The following is a 22,516-nucleotide window of genomic DNA, read 5'->3' as shown; positions in this document are numbered from 1 at the left end:
AAGGCTGAGGGACTTAGTAAGATTGTATTTCGCCGATCATGACATCGTATCCCATCACATATCGTCTTTCGACGACTTTCTGCCGTTGGACACCAACAAGAAGAACGCCAAAGTCAGCCGCATGCAGCAGGTCGTCGACGAACTCAGGGTCCCCACCGACGACGCCGAGCGCGGAATCATAAGGCTGGATCCGGAGCGCACCAACGGCGTCGACGTCGTCATCCGCGTCGGAAGGGAGAGAGACGAATCCGGTGAGGTCGTCGGAGAGCCTACCGTCCGCATAGGCGCGCCCAGCATGAAGGAGGCCAACGGATACACCCATGAGCTGACCCCCATGGAAGCCAGGCTCAGAAACCTGAACTACATGTCCCCCGTCTACGTCCATTTCGAAATCTATATAGACGGCAAAAAGAAGGAGATGCCCGAGGAAGACAAATGGATCCGCGTCGGGGATCTCCCTATGATGGTCAAATCCGCCGGATGCAACCTGAACAGGCAGGTCATGCAGAGGCATAAAGAGCGCGAGATGTCCGATGCCGAATACAGGCAGGAGATCATAAGATGCATGGAGGATCCGGAGGAGCCCGGCGGGTACTTCATCATCGCAGGTTCCGAGAGGGTCCTGATAACTCTGGAAGACCTTGCTCCCAACAGAGTCATGGTCGAATACGGCGAGAGGTACGGCAGCTCCTTCGAGGTCGCCAAAGTCTTCTCCCAGAAAGACGGATTCCGCGCGCTCACCACCGTCGACATGAAGAAGGACGGCAGCCTCATGGTGTCCGTCCCAGTCATATCCACTTCCATTCCGCTGGTCGCGGTCATGAAGGCTCTGGGCATGGAATCCGACCAGGAGATCTTCGATGTCATCGTGTCCGATCCCAACATGACCAACCTGGTCTACGCGAACATCGAGGCTTCCTACGACAAGAAGAGCTACGCCCCCAACGGATTCCACACCAGGGACGACGCTATTCTGTATCTCGAGAGGAACTTCGCCGCCGGCCAGGCCAAAGAGTACAGGATCAAGAAAGTCGAGAACATCCTGGACCGCTCCCTTCTCCCGCATCTCGGCGACACCATCGAAGACCGCAAGAAGAAGGCCATCTTCCTCGGGCGCATCGCACGCTCCGTCCTCGAGCTTTCGCTCGGCTTCAGGAACCAGGACGACAAGGACCACTACGCCAACAAGAGGCTCAAGCTTTCCGGAGACCTGATGGAAGATCTTTTCAGGACCAGCTTCAGCAGCCTCATGAAAGACCTGAAGTACCAGCTCGAGAGGAACTGGGGAAGGAAGAGGAACGAGACGCCTACCATCGCTTCGTCCATACGCCCCGACATCCTTACGCACAAGCTCATCCACGCCCTTTCCACCGGGAACTGGGTCGGAGGGCGCGCCGGTGTCTCCCAGCTTCTCGACAGGACTTCCAACCTGTCGGCCATGTCCCACCTCAGGAGGATCACCTCTTCCCTGACCAGGAGCCAGCCCCACTTCGAGGCCCGTGACCTGCACCCCACCCAGTGGGGAAGGCTGTGCCCGTCCGAGACCCCTGAAGGTCAGAACTGCGGTCTGGTGAAGAATGCGGCGCTCATCATCAACGTATCCGAAGGCGTGCCCGAGCGCGATGTAAGTTTCACTCTCAGGGAGCGCGGAGTCGACGACGTCAAATCCGGCGACGGGACCCGCGTGTTCGTCAACGGAGACCTCCGCGGAATCCACCGCGACGCCAGAAGGCTCGTGGACGACATAAGGGAGTGCAGGAGGCACGGCATAATCTCCAATCAGATCAACATCCGCTACGACGAGGACATGGACGAGGTCATCATAAACTGCGACGAAGGCCGTCTCAGAAGGCCTCTGCTCATCATCAGGAACGGAGTCCTCGCTCTCAACAGGAAGATCGTCGAGAAGATCCGCGATTCTCTCGACGAGACCCGCCCCGACGCTCCGAAGTACAGGTGGGACGACCTGTTCCGCGACGGCATGGCGGAGTGGATAGACGCCGAGGAAGAGGAGGATGCGCTCGTTCTCGTCTCGCCTTATGACGTCCCCGCCAGATGCCCCGAGTGCCACCACGCGCTGTCCCCCGAAGACGTCGACTGGATGAACGTGGGAGCCAACACAGACACCGCCGTGCTCAAGTGCAAATGGTGCTCCTCCGAGTTCGGCGTGCCGTCCAAAATCGAACCCAAATACACCCACATGGAAGTCGATCCCATGATCATCCTGGGAGTCGCATCCGGTATCGTTCCGTATCCGGAGCACAACTCCGCGCCCCGTATCACCATGGGTGCGGGTATGGGTAAGCAGGCTCTGGGAATACCCACAGCCAACTACCGCATCAGGCCCGACACCAGGGGCCACCTCATGCAGTATCCGCAGGTCCCGATGGTCCAGACCGAGACCATGAAGATCATGAAGTACGAGCACAGGCCGGCCGGACAGAACTTCTGCATCGCCGTCCTTTCGTACCACGGATACAACATCGAAGACGCTCTCGTCATGAACAAGAGCTCCGTGCAGAGAGGCCTCGGAAGGTCTACCTTCATGAGGTCCTACCGCACCGAGGAGCGCCGCTACCCCGGCGGACAGGAGGACCACTTCGAAATCCCCGACGCCGAGATCATGGGCGCGCGCACGGATTCCGCTTACGCATCCCTGGGAGAGGACGGTCTGATCCTTCCCGAAAGCAGGGTGTCCGGATCCGATGTCCTCATAGGGAAGACTTCTCCGCCCAGGTTCCTAGAGGAGAACGGGGACGCCCTCACCACCCAGAAGAGGAGGGAGACGTCCATCACCGTCAGGCCCGGGGAGACCGGATACGTCGACTCCGTCATGATTACCGAGTCCGAGAACGGGTCCAGGCTCGTCCGCGTCAAAGTCAGGGACGAGAGGATCCCGGAGCTCGGTGACAAGTTCTGCTCCAGGTTCGGACAGAAAGGAGTCGTCGGAAGGCTCGTCGACCAGTGCGACATGCCCTTCACCGCCGACGGTATCACCCCCGATCTCGTCGTCAACCCCCACGGTATTCCTTCCCGTATGACCATCGGGCACGTCCTCGAGATGATCGCCGGTAAAGTGGGAGCCATGGAAGGCCGCATCATCGACGGTACCGCGTTCTCCGGAGAGACCGAGACTTCCATCCGCGACGGGCTCATGAGGAACGGATTCAGGGACACCGGGAAAGAGGTCATGTACGACGGAAGGACCGGCCGCATGATCGAGGCGGACGTCTACACCGGAGTCATCTTCTACGAGAAGCTGCACCACATGGTCAGCGGGAAGATGCACGTCAGGTCCAGAGGGCCTGTGCAGATCCTTACCAGGCAGCCTACCGAAGGACGTTCCAGGCAGGGAGGTCTCAGGTTCGGTGAGATGGAACGTGACTGTCTCATAGGCCACGGAGCCGCGATGGTCATCAAGGACCGTCTCCTGGACGAATCCGACGGTACCAAGCAGTGGGTATGCGGAAACCCCAAGTGCGGCCATATCGCCATCATGGACAAGAACGGGGCGCTGTTCTGCCCTGTCTGCAAGAAGACCAACGTCTATCTGGTCCAGACATCGTACGCATTCAAGCTCCTCATGGACGAGCTCCTGTCGATGGGTGTCGCCATGAGGCTTCAGCTGGAGGATTTGAGATGACTAATGAGATCACGAAGAAGATCGGCTCGATCAAATTCTCCTGCATCTCCCCGGAAGAGATCAGGAAGATGTCCAAGGTCGAGATCATCACCGCGGACACATATGACGACGAGGGATATCCCATATCCAGAGGGCTCATGGACCCGCACATGGGAGTCATCGAACCAGGGCTCCGCTGCAAGACCTGCGGCTGCAAGGTCGACGAGTGTCCCGGACACTTCGGCCACATCGAGCTGGCTCTGCCGGTCCTCCACGTCGGATTCATCAAAGACATCAGGGTGATGCTGGAGTCCACCTGCAGCAACTGCGGGAGGCTCATGCTGGACCCCGACACCGTCAAGGAGCGCAAGGAGAGCATGGAAAGGATGGAGGAGCTCGGGGGAGGCACCGCCGACCTCAAAGGGTTCTCCAAAGAGACAGCCAAGAGCGCTTCCAAAGGGATGGAGTGCCCCTACTGCAGGACGAAGCAGGTCAAGATCAAGCTGGACAAGCCCACCACTTTCAGGCTGGACAGCGGCGACAAGACCCTGCAGAAGACTGCACCTGGAACTGTCAAAACTTCCGCCAGCAGCAAGCTCACCCCCAAAGAGGTGCGCGAGAGGCTGGAGAAGATCTCCGACGACGACCTCAGAGCGCTGGGAATGAACCCCGAGACCTGCAGGCCCGAGTGGATGGTTCTCACCGCTTTGGCAGTGCCTCCGGTGACAGTCAGGCCGTCCATCACCCTGGATTCCGGAGACAGATCCGAGGACGATCTCACCCACAAGCTCGTGGATGTTCTCAGGATCAACCAGAGGCTCGGAGAGAACCGCGACGCAGGCGCTCCGCAGCTTATCGTCGAGGACCTGTGGGAGCTGCTCCAGTACCACGTCACCACCTATTTCGACAACCAGACCTCCGGCATCCCGCCCGCGAGGCACAGATCCGGCCGCCCGCTCAAAACCCTGGCCCAGAGGCTGAAAGGGAAGGAAGGCCGCTTCAGATCCAACCTGTCCGGTAAGCGCGTGAATTTCTCCGCCCGTACCGTCATCTCCCCCGACCCGCTGCTGTCCATCAACGACGTCGGCGTGCCGATATTCGCCGCCAGGGAGCTCACCGTCCCCCTGCGCGTCAACGCGAACAACATCGAGAAGGTCAGGGCCATAATCAGGCGCGGGCCGATGTCCGATAAGCTCACGTTCCCGTACCAGCCCGGAGCCAACTACGTCATCCGCGCCGACGGAAGGAGGATCAGGATCACGGAGAGGAACGCCTCCGAAGTCGCCGAGAACATCGACGTGGATTACACCGTCGAGAGGCAGCTCATAGAGGGCGACGTAGTCCTGTTCAACAGGCAGCCTTCTCTCCACAGGATGTCGATGATGGCTCACCGCGTCAGGATAATGGAGGGAAAGACCTTCAGGTTCAACCTGTGCGACTGCCCGCCTTACAACGCAGACTTCGACGGGGACGAGATGAACCTCCACGTCCTCCAGTCCGATGAGGCACGCGCGGAAGCCCGCATACTCATGCAGGTCCAGGAGAACATCCTGTCTCCCAGGTACGGAGGCCCGATCATCGGCGCCATCCACGACCACATCACCGGCGCGTACTACCTGACCCACGGGGACACCCACTTCGACAGGTTCCAGACTTCCAACATACTGTTCAAGCTCCCGGTCAGGACCGCCGCCGAGAAGGCAGCCGCGGATCCCGACGACAGGGAGCACAGCGCGTTGGTCGACTCCAAGGATTGGTCGATCGACATGCCCGAGCCCGCCGGAACCGACGGCAGAGGCGAACCCTACTGGACCGGCAAGCAGCTGTTCTCCATCATCCTCCCCGAGGATTTCAACGCCACCTTCAAGGCGAACATCTGCCACAACTGCCGCGACGGGTGCAAGAAGGAGGCGTGCGAATATGACGCCTACGTCAAGATCCGCGACGGCAACCTCGAGTGCGGTACCATCGACGTCAGAGGCATCGGGAACAGCAAGGGGAAGATCCTCGACCGCATAGCCCGCGACTACGGGTCCTCCCGCGCCGCCAAATTCATCAACCAGGTGACCAGGCTGGTTCTGGGCGCGATCATGAACCACGGGTTCAGCACCGGAATCAGCGACGAGGACATCCCGCCGGAAGCGATCAGGGAGATCGAGGGAAGCATCGAGGAAGCCGTCACCAAGGTGAACGATTCGATCAGGTCGTTCCACGAGGGAACCTTCGAAGCTGTCCCCGGCCGCTCGGTGAAGGAGACCTTGGAGGTCAAGATCCAGGAGCTTCTCTCCGGCGCCCGTGACTCCGCCGGTACCACCGCAGAGAAATACCTCGGTATGGACAACCCCGCCGTCATCATGGCGAAGTCCGGGGCCCGCGGTTCGATGCTCAACCTGTCCCAGATGGCAGGTTGCGTCGGCCAGCAGTCCGTCCGCGGTGAGAGGCTGTCCAGAGGATACCACGGCAGGACTCTCTCCCACTTCGACAAGGGAGACCTCGGAGCGTTCTCCAAAGGGTTCTGCGCCAACTCATACAAATCCGGCCTGTCGCCCACCGAGTTCTTCTTCCACGCCATGGGAGGGAGGGAAGGACTGGTCGATACCGCGGTCAGGACTTCCAGATCCGGATACATGCAGAGGAGGCTGGTGTCAGCTCTCGAGGACCTGAAGCTCATGTCCGACGGGACCGTCAGGAACACCTCCGGCACGATCATCCAGTTCAAGTATGGAGAGGACGGGGTCGACCCGGCCAGGACCGTCGGCGGAAAGGCGATCGACCTCGACGATCTCTTCTACGAGGTCCTCCCCGAGGACGAGGCCGAGAAGCTCATCCACCCCGAGATCAAGGACAGCGGAGACGATTACGCCACCCGCGAGAAGGATGAGATGGACTTCTCCGACGATGAGAACGAAGAGGACATCGAGGAAGGCGACGACGACTTCGGAGACGACGGAGGCGAGTGATATGGCAAAGAAAGACACGCTTAACGCGCTCATGAAAAGGGGCGTGACCTTGGAGGAGGCGAACACCCTCATAAGGGCCTTCAACACCATGGGTGCCATCGGTGAATCCACCGCAGAAGCCATCGCGGATCTGGGAATCCCGGAGGACCGCGCAGCCGCGATCATAAAGGCGATCCGCGACAAGCCGTCGTCATCCTCGCCCAAGACGAAGAGGGCGCCCGCGCCGGAACCCGAGCCGGCGAAGTTCTTCGAGACCTTCTCCAAGCTCGGCGCCTGCGACGCGGCCGAACTGAAGCTCTAGGAGTTCGCGAAAGGCCTGGAGCCCGAGCTCCCCGTGAAGATAATCATGGACATAGCGGCCCGCATCAAGAAGGCTTATCCTGAGGACTGCGAGGAATACGCCGGCATGAGGGGCGACGCTCTTATCAAGGCCGCCCACAAGATGTACATCTCCCACATGATGGATCAGAACGAGTCCGCCGGGGTGATGGCGGCCCATTCCCTCGGAGAGCCCGGTACCCAGATGAACATGCGTACCTTCCACTACGCGGGAGTCGCGAGCGTCACCGTTACCCAGGGTCTCCCCAGGCTGATCGAGATAGTAGACGCCAGGATCCACCCGGCCACGCCTTCGATGACCATCCCTCTCGTCAGGGAGATCGACGGCGGCCCCATGGACAAGGGGATAGCTACGCACATCGCTTCCGAGATCGAGATCACCACTCTCCTGGACGTCGCCGACATAGAGACGGACATCGACCACACCCAGCTGAGGATCAGGCCCAACATGAGCAAGATCACCAACAAGGAGATGACCGTCGAATCCATCAGGGACAGGCTGAACAAGATCAAGGTCGTCCGCGGGAACGTCACCATCGACGCCGAGGACAACATCATCGTCAGCTGCCCCGAGGGTTCTTACAAGAAGCTCCAGCTCATGTACGACACGATCAAGGACGCCAAGATCAAAGGCATCGACGGCATAACCAGAGCCGTCCTTTCCGAGAAGAACGGAGCGTTCGAGATCATCACCGAGGGAAGCAACCTCAAAGACGTACTGAGGGTCAGGGGAGTCGACGCGGACCACGTCATGACCAACAGCATCCTGGAGGTGGCCAGCGTCCTGGGCATCGAAGCCGCCAGGAACGCGCTGATCCACGAGGCCGAGAGCACCTTGGGCGGAGCGGGTCTGAACGTCGACGCCAGGCACATCATGCTGGTCGCCGATCTCATGACCAACGACGGATCCGTGAGGTCCATCGGAAGGCACGGTATCTCAGGCAAGAAATCCTCGGTCCTGTCCAGGGCCGCGTTCGAGGTCAGCACCGCGCATCTGCTCAGCGCCGCGACCGCCGGCGAAGTGGACCGCCTCGAAGGTGTGACCGAGAACATCATCGTCGGCCAGCCGGTGACGTTGGGTACCGGAGCCGTGAACCTCGAGTACAGGCCCAAGAAAAGGCCCGCATCTGACGAATGAAGCTCAGCGGGGGCATCGCCCCCACACACCGGCCCGAGCGGCCGGCAGGAATCCCGGAAAACCGGGCGTCTTCCGAAAGGAGGGCGGAATGATCTCCTTCACGCTGCAACGGTGGGAGAGTCGGATCGCCTTGAGGATCCGGCGAGAACGCCGAGGCAGACCGCAGAGGCCGGCAGCCTCGAAACCGCTTACAACCCGAAAGAGAAAGGGGGATACACAGATGAGAGACGAGAACGTCGACATAAGCATAGCATTGAAATCAGCGATCACAACCGGAAAGGTGGAGTTCGGGGTCGAGCAGACCAAGAAAGCCGTCAAGGCAGGGAGGGCCCAGATGGTCATCCTAGCCAGGAACTGCCCTTCAGAGGAGCTCAAAGGCGACATCGGAGTCAAGGTCCATGTATACAGCGGAAACAACATGGAGCTCGGAGCCTTCTGCGGAAAGCCCTTTTCCGTGTCTGCCCTGGCGATCATCGACAAAGGCAGCTCCAACATCTTAACGCTGTGAGGAATATGTCCGCAGATATCGTACTTACCGAGGATACGCTCAGGTACATCTCGCTCTTCGAGCAGATAACCAAGGCAAACGCCATCGACTGCATGGACACCGAAGACAAACTGGTGTTCGTGGTCGAGAAAGGACAGGGCAACATCGCTGTCGGAAAGAAAGGCGAGCATGTCATAAAACTCAAGGAAAAGACCGGAAAGAACATCCAGGTCGTCGAATACTCCGACGATCCCGAGCAGTTCGTCATGAACGTCTTCCACATTTACAATCCTCAGAAGGTCGTTATCGAGCAGCGCGGGAACATCACTCACGCCACCGTAACCGTGGACCCCAAACTCAAGGGCCGCGCCATTGGGAAGGCCGGGAAGAATCTTCGCATCGCCAGGGACATCGTGAACAGGCATCACGAGATCCAGAGCCTCAGCGTCGATTGAGTCCCCCTTCGGCCTCCCAGGCTCGGCAGGGGAAACGCAAAACGATTTTGGAGGGGTTTCCCCTCCATTTTTCCTGTTTTCGGTCAGTTCAACGGGGTTCTCTCGACTTCCAGTGCGTCCGCGGTCGGATACTGCTCGGAAATCACGCATTTGAATCTCAGATCCTCGGCGATATCCTCCAGTATCCACGGGGCCACCTCGATCTTGCCGTCCAGAACGGCCATCATATCGTCTTCGACGCCCAGGGCTCTGAGGGCTTCTGCGGCGGCATCAAGGTCTTTGGCGTAGACGAAGCCGCGCACAAGGGTTCCGTCCTCTGTGATGGCCTGGTAGTCCTTGCAGATGCGCTCTGCGCGGCGGATGAGCCTCCTCCTGAGCTGGACTCCGTCCTTGAACGGCGAGGAGCAGAAATGGATGCTCATGCCGGGGCATCTCTCCATGACTTCCCTGGCGGTTTCCTCGGACCCGAGGACGGCGGCGGAGATTTCGTCCCTGACCTCGTAACCGTTGGCTTCCATCATGTCCCAGTTGCTCTCCGAGAATTCGAGCTCGTTGATGTTGGCGAATTTTATCCCTATTTTTTCCGCGTAATCCATCAGGGCGCAGAGCTCGTCGGCGGCGCCGGGGATCGCCGGGACCTCGATACCGACGTCCATCCTGCATTGGGACGCGATCTCCGCGAGCATGGTGCCATCCATTTCCGTCCACATCTTTCTGGGCGGGTGGAAGCGGATCTCATCCAAACCGGCCTCCTCCAGCTTTTTGGCTTTGTCCAGGTCGATGGTCGCGGTATAAAGGTGGATGTGGTGCTCCGGCCCGAACTTCTCCTTAAGCATGCGGATCATATGCAAAGTGCGATCCATGCATGACAGCGGGTCTCCGCCGGTGATCCCGGTTCCTGTGGCGTCCATGGCCTCCGCCTCGGCGATTATCTCGGAGTCTGAGTACACTCTCGCTTCGTTGGCGTAGATGACGTCTTTCCCCTTCTTCTCCAGGGATACCGGGCAGTATTCGCATCCCCATGGGCACTTCCCAGTGACCAGAAGGACCATTTTGGAGCCGTTTATGCAGTGCTCGCAGCCTTCGGCAAGTTTTCCTGAGCAGGCCGATCCGCATTCCATCTCCTCGATCATGTTCCGCCCATCGGACGCGATGGTTTAATAAGTGTCGGGAAGGTCATGCAACCATGAAGAAAGAGAGCAGGCTGGTCCTCGCCTTGGACGAGACGGACGGGGAGAAAGCTTTGGCAGTCGCCGGGAAGGTGGCCGATATCGTCGACGCGATAAAGATCAATTGGCCTCTGGTCCTTTCCGAAGGCCCGCAGATGATCAACCGCCTTTCCGAACTGTCCGAAGTCATATGCGATTTCAAGGTGGCCGACATACCCAACACTGTCAGGCTGATCGTCGAGAACGCCGTTTCCAGGGGCGCGTCCGCCGTGATAGTGCACGCGTTCACCGGAGACGATTCTTTGAGGGCGGCGGTCGAGGCGGCCGGAGGGGCGGAAATCTATGCCGTCACCGAGATGAGCCATCCAGGGGCCAAAATGTTCACCGCTCTCCATGCGGAAGAGATGGCGAGGCTCGGGGCCGAATGCGGGGCAAAAGGATTCATCGCGCCCGCAACGCGCCCGGACAGGATTGCTGCCATCCGTGCGGTAATAGGTCCGGACAGGAAGATTCTGTCCCCGGGCGTCGGCGCCCAGGGAGGCAAAGCTTCCGATGCGATACGCGCAGGCGCGGATTATGCCATAGTCGGCAGGGCGATATATGGGGCTGATGACCCCCGCGAAGCGGCGAAGCTTTACGCCGACGACATGCTCGGATTGCGATCGCCCAGACCGACCCGCTGCAAACGATTTCCCTCCCCCTTCTCTTATTATATAATATTTCATGCTAAAACTTATTTATACAGGTCGCTCAATGAACCGCTGTTCTAAAGACGGAGACTTAAGAATGCCCAAAATTGGAAATGAGTCGCCATCCGCCTCTGAAAAGGAGGTAAGCCGCAATAGCGGCGGCGATGGATGGTTAAAAACCCACTGGGGCGTCCTTTCCCTCTGCGTCATCGTCATAATAGCTTTGCTGCTCAGGACGGTGTTCGCATACGGCATCTCTGCGAACAACGATTTCGCGTTGTCTGGAGGTTCGGGCGCTCAATATCATCTGCATGTGGTTGAAAGCATATTGAACGGCACTTATGCCATCGGAGCAGATGCCGCCGTCAACTACCCTCTCGGTGGTCTCAATGTATACCCGCCTCTGTACGATTTCATCGCGGCGGGAATTGCATCCTTCACTTCCGCATCAGCAGCTATGGGCGGACTCAACCCCGTGATCGGCGCTCTGACATGCATTCCTGTGTATCTTGTCGCCAAGGAGATGTTCGGCAACAAGCTCATCGGAGTCATCTCTGCTCTGATCTTCGCGTTCCTTCCCCTCCCCATAGCTTCGTCCGCGTTCTCAAACGGGACCGAGTTCGCTCTTGCGGCATTCCTCGTGGCTTTCATGTCCTTGTTCATGTTCAGGGTCGCCAAAGCCATCGATTCCGAAGGGCGCAAGACCGTTCTGCTGAACGCTGTGATCGCCGGAATATTCCTGGGCCTCTCAGCTCTCACTTGGAACGGCTTCGGAGTCCTGTTCGCCGTGGTCGCAGGAGCTATGCTCCTTCAGATGGTCGTTTATCGCGTCCAGAACAAATCCATGGTCGAAGCTTATCTGGCCTACGCCCTGATGATGGTCATCGGATTGGCGATGTCCGCGGTCTATTACATACCCGCCGGACTTTGGGATGCGGCATTCTCCGGACCCTGCATCCTCGCGATTTTCGCTCTGGCTTTCGGCGCGGCTTTCCTTGCCCTCAAGAATGTCTCTTGGGTGGTCAGCATACCCGCGCTTATCGTCGTATTCCTGATCGCTCTTGTTGCGATGTATTTCGGCGCCCCCGATCTGTTCAGCGATTTCGTAGGCAAGAACAGCATCTATACCGCCCTGATGGACAAAGCCGTCGTCACCCGCGTGTCCATGTCCAATGTGGCGTCCTATTACGGGTGGCTCACCATGTGGCTTCCCTTCTGCCTCGCTGTCTACGAGACATATGTGTTCATCAGAAAGGACCGCTCTTCCGCCAGGCTCTTCATCACCGTCTGGCTGTACGTCCTGTTCTTTGCCGTCTGGGATTCCTACGGGACCGCCGCGGCAATCGGATCCGTCTTCGGCGTCGCGTCCGGAGCTGCCCTCTACAAGTTCGTCAAATACGCGGATGTCAGGGGCTGGATCAAGGATGTCAGGACTGCCGGCATCACCAAGAGCGCCAAGAAGTTCCTGTCTTTGCCCTTCGCGGCCATCCTCATCGTCGCTCTGCTCGTATTCGTGCCCAACCTCGTCTACGGGCTTGACGCAGGGGTTCCCACCAACGATTCCGACAACGTTCTCTACAACGGCAACACCCAGTTCACGATCAAAGAAGGCGAAAGCTACCCTCTGGGCCAGATTTGGGATTCCCAATCTGCCGACGCCAAATCCGGGGCGCTTGTGAGCCGCGTCGATTACACTTATGACGCGATAGCATCCGGCGATTTCAAGACGGTAGGCGATGTCACAGGAGACGGCGCTTCGGCGATATCCCATGTCCTGCTTTCGGACGGTTCGTCCGGAGCGGTCGCATCCATGATGATGCGCATCATCACCTCCAGCAACATCGACAATTACGCTTCGGATTTCTCCAATCAGAACGTGTACAACACCATCAAGACTTATTGCAACGACAAGGGCGCCCTTTACAAGGAGCTTGAGGAAAACGCTTCCTACTACGGAAAGCTGAAATCCGACGTTTCCTACGAGAACGCCCTCTACTTCGCGTCCGTGAAGGAGATGGTCGAGAACATGAGTTTCACGGAGATCTGCGATACCTACAACAAGGTCTGCGACAGATCCGGCAACAAGATCTCGTATGTCCTGCTCGATCCCACGCTCGTCCCCGTGCAGTACGGCGGCAACGATCAGTTCTCTGGTCTGGCATACTTCGCCGATTATGCTCTGGACGGATACGGCGCTCCTTCCCAGTTCTTCAGCTACAACGCGTACTACGGATACGCCATGTACACCGATGAGATGTACGACACCTTCTTCTGGAAGGCATACATCGGCCCATCGGCTTCAGACGCCGGCGAAACCAGCTCCTACGGATATCTGTACGACCTGTCCATGAGCAACGGAACCATCGCGGCGAACCCCGTCGAGATGGCCGGTTTCAGCCTTGAGAAGTGGATTGTCAGGTACACTTCCGACAAGAACCCCGATGACGACAGCGACTGGAAATACATCGATTATGACGAGGCTATATCCAAGCAGAAGTCCGAAGGAGGGACCATCAACTACCTCGGATCCTACATGCTTTACAAGTATGTCGGAGACGGATCCGGCACATACATCGCAAGCGGAAGCGTCATCACCGACAACGGAACTAGCGCCGATGGAATCCGCGCCGAGCTGTACGTGCACAACTCCACCGCCGGAAAGGATATTCTCACCTCTGTCGACACCGTCAGGAATGGGAAGTATTCCCTTGTGGTTCCCGCTGACAACAGCTACAAAGTGGTTCTGAAGTCTGGCAATGTCGAGATAGCATCCTTCAGGGATACGGTTCCCGCAACCTACACCATCCCCACCGTGACCGTTTCCGGTCAGGTCGATGCCGGTGACAGCGCCATCGCCGGAATCCCCATGAAGCTCGAGTTCCAGAACGGCTCTGTGCCTGCCGCCACATACATTGTCGATTCCGATGACGGAACTTTCTCCGTCGACAACATGCTCGAAGGCCAGTATGATGTCACGATCTACGATAAAGCCGCTTCCAAACTGGCGACTTCTAAGTTCACCGTGGCTTCCGACGACAGCAAGAGCGTATCCGGACTCGTGATTTCGCCCACCACCAGGACGATCACCGCCACCGTCAAGGATGCCAAAGGCGCTCTGATCGACGGCGGAACCGTGATCGCTACGAACGTCAATACCGGAGCCCAGTATTCCGCTCCCATCGAGGATGGTACCGCAGTCGTCACCGCCCTCCCCGGAACGTATTCGCTCCAGCTTGCGGACGGCTACATCACCACCTTGTCGACCACGTACAACATCAGCAGCGGCAACAGGACCGCGACTATCACCGCTTATCAGGCGGACGAGACCGCCCTGGCCAACTCCAACACGCTTACATTCTCCGCCGGAGAATTCAGCACCGTCACCTATGACGGCGGATCTAAGGTCAGCATCCCCAAGAGCCTCGCCACCGACAAGCTGCAGTACACCGTCTACGGAATGAGCGGATCCAAGATCCTGCTCGGAACCTACGACGGCACCCTCTCCGTATCCGAGTACGACTCCGTCAAAGTCACCGGAGTGCTCAAGGACGGGGACGGCGTGACCTCTGGGACCATCATCTTCCAGAACTCTGCGAAGCAGTCCATCTCGGCCACCGCCGGAGAGGACGGAAAGTTCACCATATACATCCCCGCGGGAACCTACACGGTCTACGCCAACAACGGTTCCGACATGGTTACGGCTATGACCCTTACAGTCAGCGCCGACAACGACATGGGCGATGTCACTCTGGACAACGGAAGGAGGATCAGCGCCTACCTCAGGTACGCCAGCGGAACCAGCTCCGGAAACGTCGGACTCGCCTACGTCACCTCGTCGATATCCTTCACCTATAAGGACAGCGACTACGTGATCTACGGAATGACCAACTCCTCTGGTGTCTCCAACTTCTATGTGCCCGACAACGTGGAGTGCAAAGTGGCCTTCAACGATGGCGCCATCGAGAACGAATACTTCCACGGGCCTTCCGCGACAACCTCGGTGGCCGCAGGGGAGAGCAACACTTCGTGTTATGTCACGATCTCCAAGTACAGCGAGTCTTCCACTCCTGTCAACTACGTCAAGCCTGTGTCAGTAACTTCCAGCTACGACATGACCTTGGAGCCCTACAGCACCGGCGATGACATCACGTTCGCCGCCGGCGAGACCAAGCAGATCTCTCCCGGCCAGTACACCGCTAAGGTCCTCACCGCGGGCAAATACTTCAACGGAACCGTTTACGTCTACCCCGGAGAGTCCGAATTCACCGGGCTCGAAGTCGTCGATGCCCATTCGGTCGCCATCACCAAGGCCGATTCGGACATCCTCACGATCGACTGCAACGAAGATGAAGGCGAATACTACCAGGACGGAAGCAACTACTACTTCAAGGACGGATTCATCTACTATCTGTCTTCAGCTGCGTCCGCCGCATCCGATGCGAACGTCAAATACGCGACCATCGATCTTGCGGAAGGCACCGCGCCTGTCTCCATCGACATGACCGCAGACATCGCGCCCATGACCGTCACCGGTTACATCGGCGCCGTCGCGGACGGTACCCTTCTCGTGAGCGATTACAACAAGACCGTCAGCATCCGTTCCCCCATCGAGAACGGACAGTTCACGGTCAAGATGCCTTCGACCATGACCAGCGCGATATTCGACGTCGATGCGTCCAAGACCGTGAGCGACACGAAGTACAGCTACTCCGCCAGCAAGTATGTCACCGGAATCTCCAACGGTTCCGTCGTCAATGTTGCCGTGACCGGAGAGGGATCGGAAGTCGTCGATGAGGACGCGACCTTCAGCGCATCCATCGTATCCGCGGACTTCAAGGACGGAAATGGAACCGTCACCGTCTCCATCACCAACAGCTCCTCCAAGACCATGACCTATGTCATCACTCCCGGAAGCGCTTGGTCCCTGTCCAAGGTCGTCAGCGTTACCGTACCCGCAGGAAGCACGTCTTCCGTCACGGTGAACGGAGTCTACGATGACGAGCTGGTCGCAGTGGGATCCGACGGCATGACCGTCATCGTCTCCAACATTTCGGGATCCGAGAGCAAGACCCTCAAGATCACCGAGAACAGCGCGTCTCACGAAGAAACCAAGGGCGTCAGGATCCTCACCTCCGGCGAGAGATATGAAGAGTACGAGGGAATCCTCGATAAGGTCTCCGCATCCGAGTACATGTATGCGATCACCATCGTCAACCTCGACAACTACGCCAAGACGGTCTCGTTTACCGCCCCTGAAGTCAGCGGATGGTCCGTCGTCATATGCGATAAGGATCAGAGCCTCATCAGAAGCAGCGGCGAAACCTTCACCCTGTACGGTCTCGAGACCGCTGTCTACTACGTCAAGTACATGCCCAACATGCCCAGCAGCAGTTCTCCGTCCACCGTGCCTTCCAGCACTGTAGATGTGTATGTCGATGGCGCTAAGCAGAGCACGCTCAGCTTGTCGCCCGAGGACATCAGCATCAGCATGGATTCCATGGAGGCCAGCGGAGACAACATCTTCAACAGCAGATCCGGCGTCCCAATAGGAATCTGGTTCCTGCTCGCGGTCGGAATACTCATGCTCATAGCTGTATTCTGGCTCGGAAGCAAGAGGGGGGTGTTCTCACGCAGATGAATAAGACAATCGCAATCGTCGCTGCCTTCATGGCGGCGGCCCTCCTTGCCCTGATCCCCGTCTCGGGGGTCGATGGGGCATACCACAGCATAGAGGGAGAGAAGACCGTCATCGCGGTCGATGAGGACGCAGATTTCACCATAATCTACACCGATTCCGACCACACCACGATGGACATCATGTTCTCCGCTAAGCTCGTGGATTCCAAAGGCAACACCGTCACCGGTGCGGTCTCCCCTTCCGTAGGCGACGTGGACAGCGGAGTCCCCACGATTCTGACCGTCACTGCGCCTCAGGATGCGGGAACCTACACCCTTGAGGTCACCTATACCGGAACCGTCACCGAGGGCGAGGAAGAGAAGGATATCGATCCTGTCACCGACACTCTCGTCATTAAAGCGGTCAAGCCCATAACCCTCACCACCCAGGTTTCCCTCAAGGACCCCAACGTGGATCTCTCGGGATACGGCGTCTACTTCTGGGTAGACGGCCAGAAGATGGACGACAGCTACACTACATTCAGTGTCAGCAACAAGGGAACCGGATCGGTCTCCTACGATTGGATCGCTGATGCCGCCAAGGGCAAGCACACCTTCTGGGTGGAGTCTGCCAACGGCGGCGTGGTGAACGTCGACGGGCTCGACAAGAAGCATGACTTCTACGTCGGGGACAACGACTACACCTGGTACATCGTGCTCGCCGTGCTCTTTGTCATAATAATGATCATCGTGCTGGTCTGGGTCTACAGGAAGCCCGTAAAGAACTTCGGAAAGCCCAAATCCAGGCGCTGATGCCTTTAGGAGGGGTTTCGGCCCCTCTTATAAACTGCTTTGCTTGTTTTTTTGCATTCACAGTGACTTTTGCCTATTCTATGGTAGATAGGCAAACGAACGCTCAATAGATGCTGTGCGACATTCGGATAAAAATAAATGGCATTATGCAAATTAAGACTAACTGTTGGATGAGATTGGTACATATGAAAGATGAAATGCATAGAATTTCTATGGCCGATTGCACTCAGATGGTTGCAATAGTGTCTGTTATGGCATTATTTGCAATTATTGGGTGTGTATTGCTTGCTTCTGAACAAGTTTTTGCTGATAATGACAGCAGTGAGAGTTTGAGAGTCTCATCTTTAGCATCTAATTCGGATGATACGTACGCTATTATTGAAGTAACTATAAGCGGCGAGATCAAAGCATTCACATATACCGCTGGAAAACCGATAACTATCGAGCCCAATATTGATCGGGAGATAGATCGTGGTGGTATCAAATATGTTCTTAAAGGTTTTAAGCTGAATGAAAAAGAATTCAATTTCGTCGGATATGTTCCGAAAGCAGGCACTACAATTCAAGTTGAAGCGTGTTATGATGTAGCTTGCGTTATAACTCTTAATTATGTGTCGGGAAAGACGGATCTTTCAGCTGTCAATTATGGGAGCTATTCGAGCAGTCATACTTATTATGCATACTTGGGGGAGGATTGTTATGCCCATGTACTGACAAATGATGAACAAGCAAGGTGGTTTAATCCGAGTATCGGTTATAATTATACTTTTAAAGGATGGTTTGACAAAGACGGCAATCCTTGGGATTGGAAAGCTACCGGCAACATGACTTTAAACGCCGATTATGACTCCGATTTGTTCCCATCATACAGTCCCGTTCTGATAACTAAAGATTCTGTGAAAGATCCAATATTTTTCAATGCAACAACTGATGACGATGGAAATCTAGTCTGTGTGTATTACATTGGAACAGCAACCGATGTTCTTTTGGGAACGTATTGGGAAGCTTACAATTCTGGCGGTTTCTCTCGTTCAGAATCTGAGAGTGAGACAGAGATTCGTTCAGTTTCAACATACGTGACTCATAGTATCGAGACATCTGATCGTTTTAAGATATCCAATACACACGAGATCACTGAATATGAACGCGCTCTAATTAGTGGCAATGTGGACGAACCTGTCTCTTCAGGAGCCAATCGTATTGCTGATACTGGAGGAATTGACATCTCTGAAATATCTTCAGGATTATCTTCTATTGGAGCCATTGTATCTTGTATTCCAGGTACACAGGTTGCTGGAATGGCAATTTCAGGCGTCGGCGGCATAATAGAACTAGCAAATTATGTCAAAAATACTATGGACACAGGTGTCAAAGAGAGATGGGAGCGTATAATTGACTCAACCGATGTTGATAAATTTGAGAGTCACGAAAAAAGGACTAGCATCGTCAAGACTCAGGAGTTTAAGTATGCACCTGTTGGAAGCTATCTTGTGTACGGGGTATTCGGGGGAGTCGATTATTATCAGATGGAGAAGTATAGCCCTAATGGGGACTATCTCGGTACAAGTATTACGTATACCACTTTCGATGCTCATGACGCATATTATTCGGCTTACTGCCCGAACTCTCCAGATACCGGTGCAAATGAATTCAGGGTAGATGTTATCAAAACGTTTGACATCTCTAAGGAAAAGATGGAGAAAGATCTCAAAAAATTCATGGACGGAAGAGACAGTATTATTGTCGTCGATGATGCTCTTTTGAGGGATTTCAATGGGTTGTCGCAGAAAATAGCTGTTAATGCAGTTATGGATCCATCTATCGAATCAATAGAAACTGGTGAGTTCAAGAATTGCGCATCGCTCGTTTCAATCGTGATGCCCTCTGTTAAACATATAAGTGGATACGCTTTTTCAGAATGCGGCTCACTTAAATCGGTTACGATGCCTGTTATTGAGTCCATAGATGATGGAGCATTTAGCAGTTGTCCGAATCTCATCGCAAACAGTGGAATCAAACTGAATAAGGGTGATGTTGTTTTACAAAAGAGTGAATCTATTTCGTTGACTGTTCTTAATGGTTCTTCGGAAGAATACAAAGGCAAAATAATCTGGAATAGTTCGAATCCGAAAATTGTAACGGTATCTGACGGTGAAATTACTGCTAAAAGTGGTGGAAGCACAACAGTGTCTGCGTATACTCAGGATGGAAAGATTGCAATATGTAATGTCAATGTAGATTTTCCTGAAAGTGAGGAAGATTCGAAATCCGATGATGACTCTAAAGACATATGGTACTGGGTCATTATGATAGCAGGAATTATAGTTGGAATACTGTTGTGTATATTCCCTCCCTATGGAACTATTGTTGGAATTGTTCTTTTGGTAGCTATCGCATTGAACTATTTCGGGATAATACATCTGTTTTGATGTAATGCGGGTTTGGGATTCCCAGTTATGGGCATCCCGCCCCCTTTAAACCTTTTATCTAATAGTCAACGCTAGCAGTATACTATGGCTTTATGGAGCATATTTCAAAGTTGCATTGAGCAGGTCCGAGCGTGTCCTGTCCATGACGCCTCTGGCGATGTCCTGCTTCCTTCTGACCTGCGCCACGCCATCAGATATGTCGAAGCCCATGATTATCTCATGCAGGGATTCCATCTTTCCGAATGCGACTCTGGCTTCGTCCAGGTGTCCTTCCATAAGCTCGGACACAACCATGCGTCTCATCTCGCCTTCGCAGTCGCAGAGGCCCAGAATCCATGCGGACGGCGTTATGTGCAGCCCGGAGTAATCCTGCACCGGAGAACCGGATGCCAGGGCATGCATGATCTCGGCTTCGGCGAATTCTGCCATGGCATCTTGGACGGGGCCTGACATCAGGATCGCCGGGTCTTCGCAGATTTCAAGCATCGATTGAATCTCGGTTCTCATGTCGCCGAGAGATCCGTCCGGCTGAGCGCCTGTGTGGATGGCATGCATAACATTTTTGGACAGGCGGATGACCGATCTGGAACGTCTTATAGCTTCTTCTCTGGAGCTTTCCATCTCTGCGAGGGCTTCCGCGGCCTTGTTCGCCGTCTGCTCGAGGTTGTCCATAGGATGGTCATGATGAAGCGAGTATAATGGGGTTCGCAGGGAGCTGTAGAAGCTTCTGAGCAGATCGGCTTCCCGCAGCCCTTCTTTTTTCCTTCCGGAGATTCCTCTTGGGTCGGAGTCTTCGAAGCTCAGCATGTCGTACTGCACATCCATAAGAGTCAGCGATTCCGGGCGCCCGACTCCGAAAGTGGCGTTCTTCCCGTTGAGCGCAGCCTCCACTTCAGATACATCAGTTTTCCCTCTGCCGACGGATTCCACTGCCGACGCGATCCTGCGTATCATGTTCCACAGATAGTATCTGGCTTCGAATTGGAGCACTATAGTGTTATTTTCCAAATAGCACTGTAGTCTATCTATGGTCAAAGTCGTCGGCTTGCCGTCGTAGCGGCAGAACCTGACGAAATCGTGGGTGCCTTCGAACAGTCCGCAGCATTCCTTTGCTTTATCGAAATCGATGCCATCTGCGTCCAAGATGTAGCGGTATATGCGGCGGGATGCGTGCCTGACGTTGAATTCCCCGTCGATTCCGCAGTATTGCCTGTAAAAAACTCCGTCTGTGACCGAATTTAGGGCTTTGGAAAGAATCCTCAGATCGTCCATGGGAGAGACGAACGCTATCGCATTTCCGAGGGCGTTGACGCCGCGGTCGGTGCGGCTGGAGAACTCCAAGCACGGGTCTTCTGTTCCCAATACTTTCCTGAGGTCGGAAAGAACCTGGGATTCCACCGTGCGTTTCCCAGGCTGGGTCTGGGACCCGGAGAATCCGGACCCCAGATAGGCTATCTTCATCAAAACGCGCTTCATGCGGATCTGAGCGCCTTCATGTGGTCCACTCTTTTCTGGATGAGGGCGCGGGTGCCGATGTCGTGGCGGACCGCTATCGCGTCGCATATGACGTATTCCAAAGCCTTTTCGCAGTTGGATTCCGCCTCTTCGAGGGTGTCAGCGATGCCGATGACGCCCACGGATCTGGACGTGCCGGTAACCAGCTTTCCATCCTTCACGTCGACGTTGGCATAGTAGACCGTGGCGCCGCATCTCCTGATGGCCTCTTCGTCAACGGAAATCTCATGCCCGGACTCTGATTTCACGCCATATCCTCTCGGCACGACGTATTTGCAGACTGTGGCTTTCCTCTCGAACTCCACGTTTCCGCTCAGGGTTCCTGTGGCCATCATCCTGCAGATGTCCCCGAACCCGGTTTTGAGGATCGGGAGTACGTTCATGGCCTCCGGGTCCCCGAATCTGGCGTTGATCTCGATGATTTTGGGCCCGCTGACGGTCAGCATGAACTGCCCGTACATGGTCCCGCGGTAGGGGCATCCCTCTTTTGCCATCGCATCGACTATGCTCTGCAGGATGGCGAGTGCTTCGCGCCTTTCGGATTCGGTTATGAACGGGAGAAGATGGTTCGAATCGGTGTAAGAGCCCATGCCGCCGGTGTTGGGCCCTACGTCTCCTTCGTACGCTCTTTTGTGGTCCTGGACCAGCGGAAGCGGCACTATAGTCTTTCCATCTACGAACACCATCTGGGTGAATTCCTCGCCGATCGCCCTCTCCTCCAGGATCACTCCGGCGCCGCCGATGTTGTTGTCGAATATCTCGCGGATGTAGCCCATGGTGTCCTCGAAGCTGTGGAGGTGCTCTCCCTGGACCTTCACCCCTTTTCCGCCGGTGAGACCCACCGGTTTCACGACGATTTCGTGGTCTATGGTCTTCAGATACTTCTCGGCGTCGGCGGCGTTATCGAAATGGGCGAAACCGAGGTTCCCCTCGATGCCGTATTTCTTGACGAGCTCCCTCATGAAGGTCTTTGAGGTCTCGATCCTCGCGGCGGCTTTGGTCGGGGCGGCGCATTTTATCCCTTCCTTTTCCAAGGCATCCACGATTCCCGCTTCCAACGGGGCTTCCGGGCCGATGAAAGCGTATTCGACTCCGTTCTCCTTCGCGAAAGCGCAGATCTTGGCGAAGTCCTTTTCATCGCACAGTATGTGCTTCTTCGAGGCGGCGATTATGCCGGGGTTGGCGTTCTTCATAGCCGCATAGATCTCCGCGCCGGATCTGCGAAGGGCTTCCACCGCTGCGTGCTCCCTTCCGCCTCCTCCCACTGTAAGGAATTTCATGCTA

General features: G+C 55.9%; 13 protein-coding genes. 10 read left to right on the top strand and 3 right to left on the bottom strand.

The window, feature by feature from the left end; all coding sequences use genetic code 11:
• Positions 1–4 precede the first annotated feature (4 nt).
• The 6 genes from IKP20_01555 to IKP20_01530 all read left to right on the top strand — a co-directional run bounded on the left by IKP20_01555 (position 5) and on the right by IKP20_01530 (position 9,001).
• On the top strand, positions 5–3,643 hold the full coding sequence (locus IKP20_01555) for a DNA-directed RNA polymerase subunit B (protein MBR4503654.1): 3,639 nt from the start codon (positions 5–7) through the stop codon (positions 3,641–3,643).
• Positions 3,640–6,582: a DNA-directed RNA polymerase subunit A' gene (locus IKP20_01550; GenBank protein ID MBR4503653.1), complete on the top strand. Its 2,943-nt coding sequence runs from the start codon at positions 3,640–3,642 to the stop codon at positions 6,580–6,582. The genes IKP20_01555 and IKP20_01550 overlap by 4 nt, the downstream gene beginning before the upstream one ends.
• Position 6,583: 1 nt before the next feature.
• Positions 6,584–6,883, top strand: a complete 300-nt coding sequence (locus IKP20_01545; GenBank protein MBR4503652.1) for a hypothetical protein — start codon at positions 6,584–6,586, stop codon at positions 6,881–6,883.
• Positions 6,884–6,928: 45 nt separating this feature from the next.
• Positions 6,929–8,059 (top strand): DNA-directed RNA polymerase subunit A'', encoded by a 1,131-nt coding sequence (locus tag IKP20_01540; GenBank protein ID MBR4503651.1) that lies wholly within the window; start codon positions 6,929–6,931, stop codon positions 8,057–8,059.
• A 220-nt stretch (positions 8,060–8,279) separates the two neighbouring features.
• A complete protein-coding gene (locus IKP20_01535; GenBank protein ID MBR4503650.1) occupies positions 8,280–8,567 on the top strand; it encodes a 50S ribosomal protein L30e in 288 nt (95 codons plus the stop codon).
• Positions 8,568–8,572: 5 nt separating this feature from the next.
• On the top strand, positions 8,573–9,001 hold the full coding sequence (locus tag IKP20_01530) for a NusA-like transcription termination signal-binding factor (protein MBR4503649.1): 429 nt from the start codon (positions 8,573–8,575) through the stop codon (positions 8,999–9,001).
• A gap of 83 nt (positions 9,002–9,084) precedes the next feature.
• Here IKP20_01530 and IKP20_01525 read toward each other — a convergent pair whose 3' ends face one another.
• Positions 9,085–10,134 carry a radical SAM protein gene (locus IKP20_01525; protein ID MBR4503648.1) on the bottom strand — a complete coding sequence of 350 codons (1,050 nt, stop codon included), beginning with the start codon at positions 10,132–10,134 and terminating at the stop codon, positions 9,085–9,087.
• A 53-nt stretch (positions 10,135–10,187) separates the two neighbouring features.
• On the opposite strand from IKP20_01525, the gene pyrF reads away from it, so the two are divergent.
• From pyrF to IKP20_01505, 4 genes are all read left to right on the top strand, one after another.
• On the top strand, positions 10,188–10,940 hold the full coding sequence (pyrF, locus tag IKP20_01520; GenBank protein ID MBR4503647.1) for an orotidine-5'-phosphate decarboxylase: 753 nt from the start codon (positions 10,188–10,190) through the stop codon (positions 10,938–10,940).
• Between the two features lie 16 nt (positions 10,941–10,956).
• The gene (locus IKP20_01515; protein MBR4503646.1) at positions 10,957–16,497 is read left to right on the top strand and encodes a hypothetical protein; all 5,541 of its coding nucleotides are present in this window, start codon (positions 10,957–10,959) and stop codon (positions 16,495–16,497) included.
• Entirely contained in the window at positions 16,494–17,288 is a 795-nt protein-coding gene (locus IKP20_01510) for a hypothetical protein (GenBank protein MBR4503645.1), read from the top strand. The genes IKP20_01515 and IKP20_01510 overlap by 4 nt, the downstream gene beginning before the upstream one ends.
• A gap of 185 nt (positions 17,289–17,473) precedes the next feature.
• Complete coding sequence (locus IKP20_01505; GenBank protein ID MBR4503644.1) at positions 17,474–19,717, top strand: leucine-rich repeat protein; 2,244 nt, start codon at positions 17,474–17,476, stop codon at positions 19,715–19,717.
• 90 nt (positions 19,718–19,807) lie between these two features.
• Here the strand turns inward: IKP20_01505 and IKP20_01500 are convergent, their stop codons facing one another.
• Positions 19,808–21,178, bottom strand: coding sequence for a hypothetical protein (locus IKP20_01500; GenBank protein ID MBR4503643.1), 1,371 nt, complete (start codon positions 21,176–21,178; stop codon positions 19,808–19,810).
• Between the two features lie 11 nt (positions 21,179–21,189).
• On the bottom strand, positions 21,190–22,512 hold the full coding sequence (purD, locus tag IKP20_01495; protein MBR4503642.1) for a phosphoribosylamine--glycine ligase: 1,323 nt from the start codon (positions 22,510–22,512) through the stop codon (positions 21,190–21,192).
• Between the last annotated feature and the right edge of the window lie 4 nt (positions 22,513–22,516).

The sequence above is a fragment of the Candidatus Methanomethylophilaceae archaeon genome (assembly GCA_017524805.1).
Lineage (GTDB): Archaea > Thermoplasmatota > Thermoplasmata > Methanomassiliicoccales > Methanomethylophilaceae > Methanoprimaticola.
This window is presented reverse-complemented; position numbering and strand designations above follow the sequence as displayed.

Excerpts from the sequence above, each read along its gene's own strand:
- IKP20_01515 (MBR4503646.1), top strand. The coding sequence starts at position 10,957 with ATGCCCAAAATTGGAAATGAGTCGCCATCCGCCTCTGAAAAGGAGGTA.
- IKP20_01525 (MBR4503648.1), bottom strand. The coding sequence starts at position 10,134 with ATGATCGAGGAGATGGAATGCGGATCGGCCTGCTCAGGAAAACTTGCC.
- IKP20_01535 (MBR4503650.1), top strand. The coding sequence starts at position 8,280 with ATGAGAGACGAGAACGTCGACATAAGCATAGCATTGAAATCAGCGATC.
- IKP20_01505 (MBR4503644.1), top strand. The coding sequence starts at position 17,474 with ATGAAAGATGAAATGCATAGAATTTCTATGGCCGATTGCACTCAGATG.
- purD (MBR4503642.1), bottom strand. The coding sequence starts at position 22,512 with ATGAAATTCCTTACAGTGGGAGGAGGCGGAAGGGAGCACGCAGCGGTG.
- IKP20_01530 (MBR4503649.1), top strand. The coding sequence starts at position 8,573 with ATGTCCGCAGATATCGTACTTACCGAGGATACGCTCAGGTACATCTCG.
- IKP20_01550 (MBR4503653.1), top strand. The coding sequence starts at position 3,640 with ATGACTAATGAGATCACGAAGAAGATCGGCTCGATCAAATTCTCCTGC.
- IKP20_01510 (MBR4503645.1), top strand. The coding sequence starts at position 16,494 with ATGAATAAGACAATCGCAATCGTCGCTGCCTTCATGGCGGCGGCCCTC.
- IKP20_01540 (MBR4503651.1), top strand. The coding sequence starts at position 6,929 with ATGGACATAGCGGCCCGCATCAAGAAGGCTTATCCTGAGGACTGCGAG.
- pyrF (MBR4503647.1), top strand. The coding sequence starts at position 10,188 with ATGAAGAAAGAGAGCAGGCTGGTCCTCGCCTTGGACGAGACGGACGGG.
- IKP20_01500 (MBR4503643.1), bottom strand. The coding sequence starts at position 21,178 with ATGAAGATAGCCTATCTGGGGTCCGGATTCTCCGGGTCCCAGACCCAG.
- IKP20_01545 (MBR4503652.1), top strand. The coding sequence starts at position 6,584 with ATGGCAAAGAAAGACACGCTTAACGCGCTCATGAAAAGGGGCGTGACC.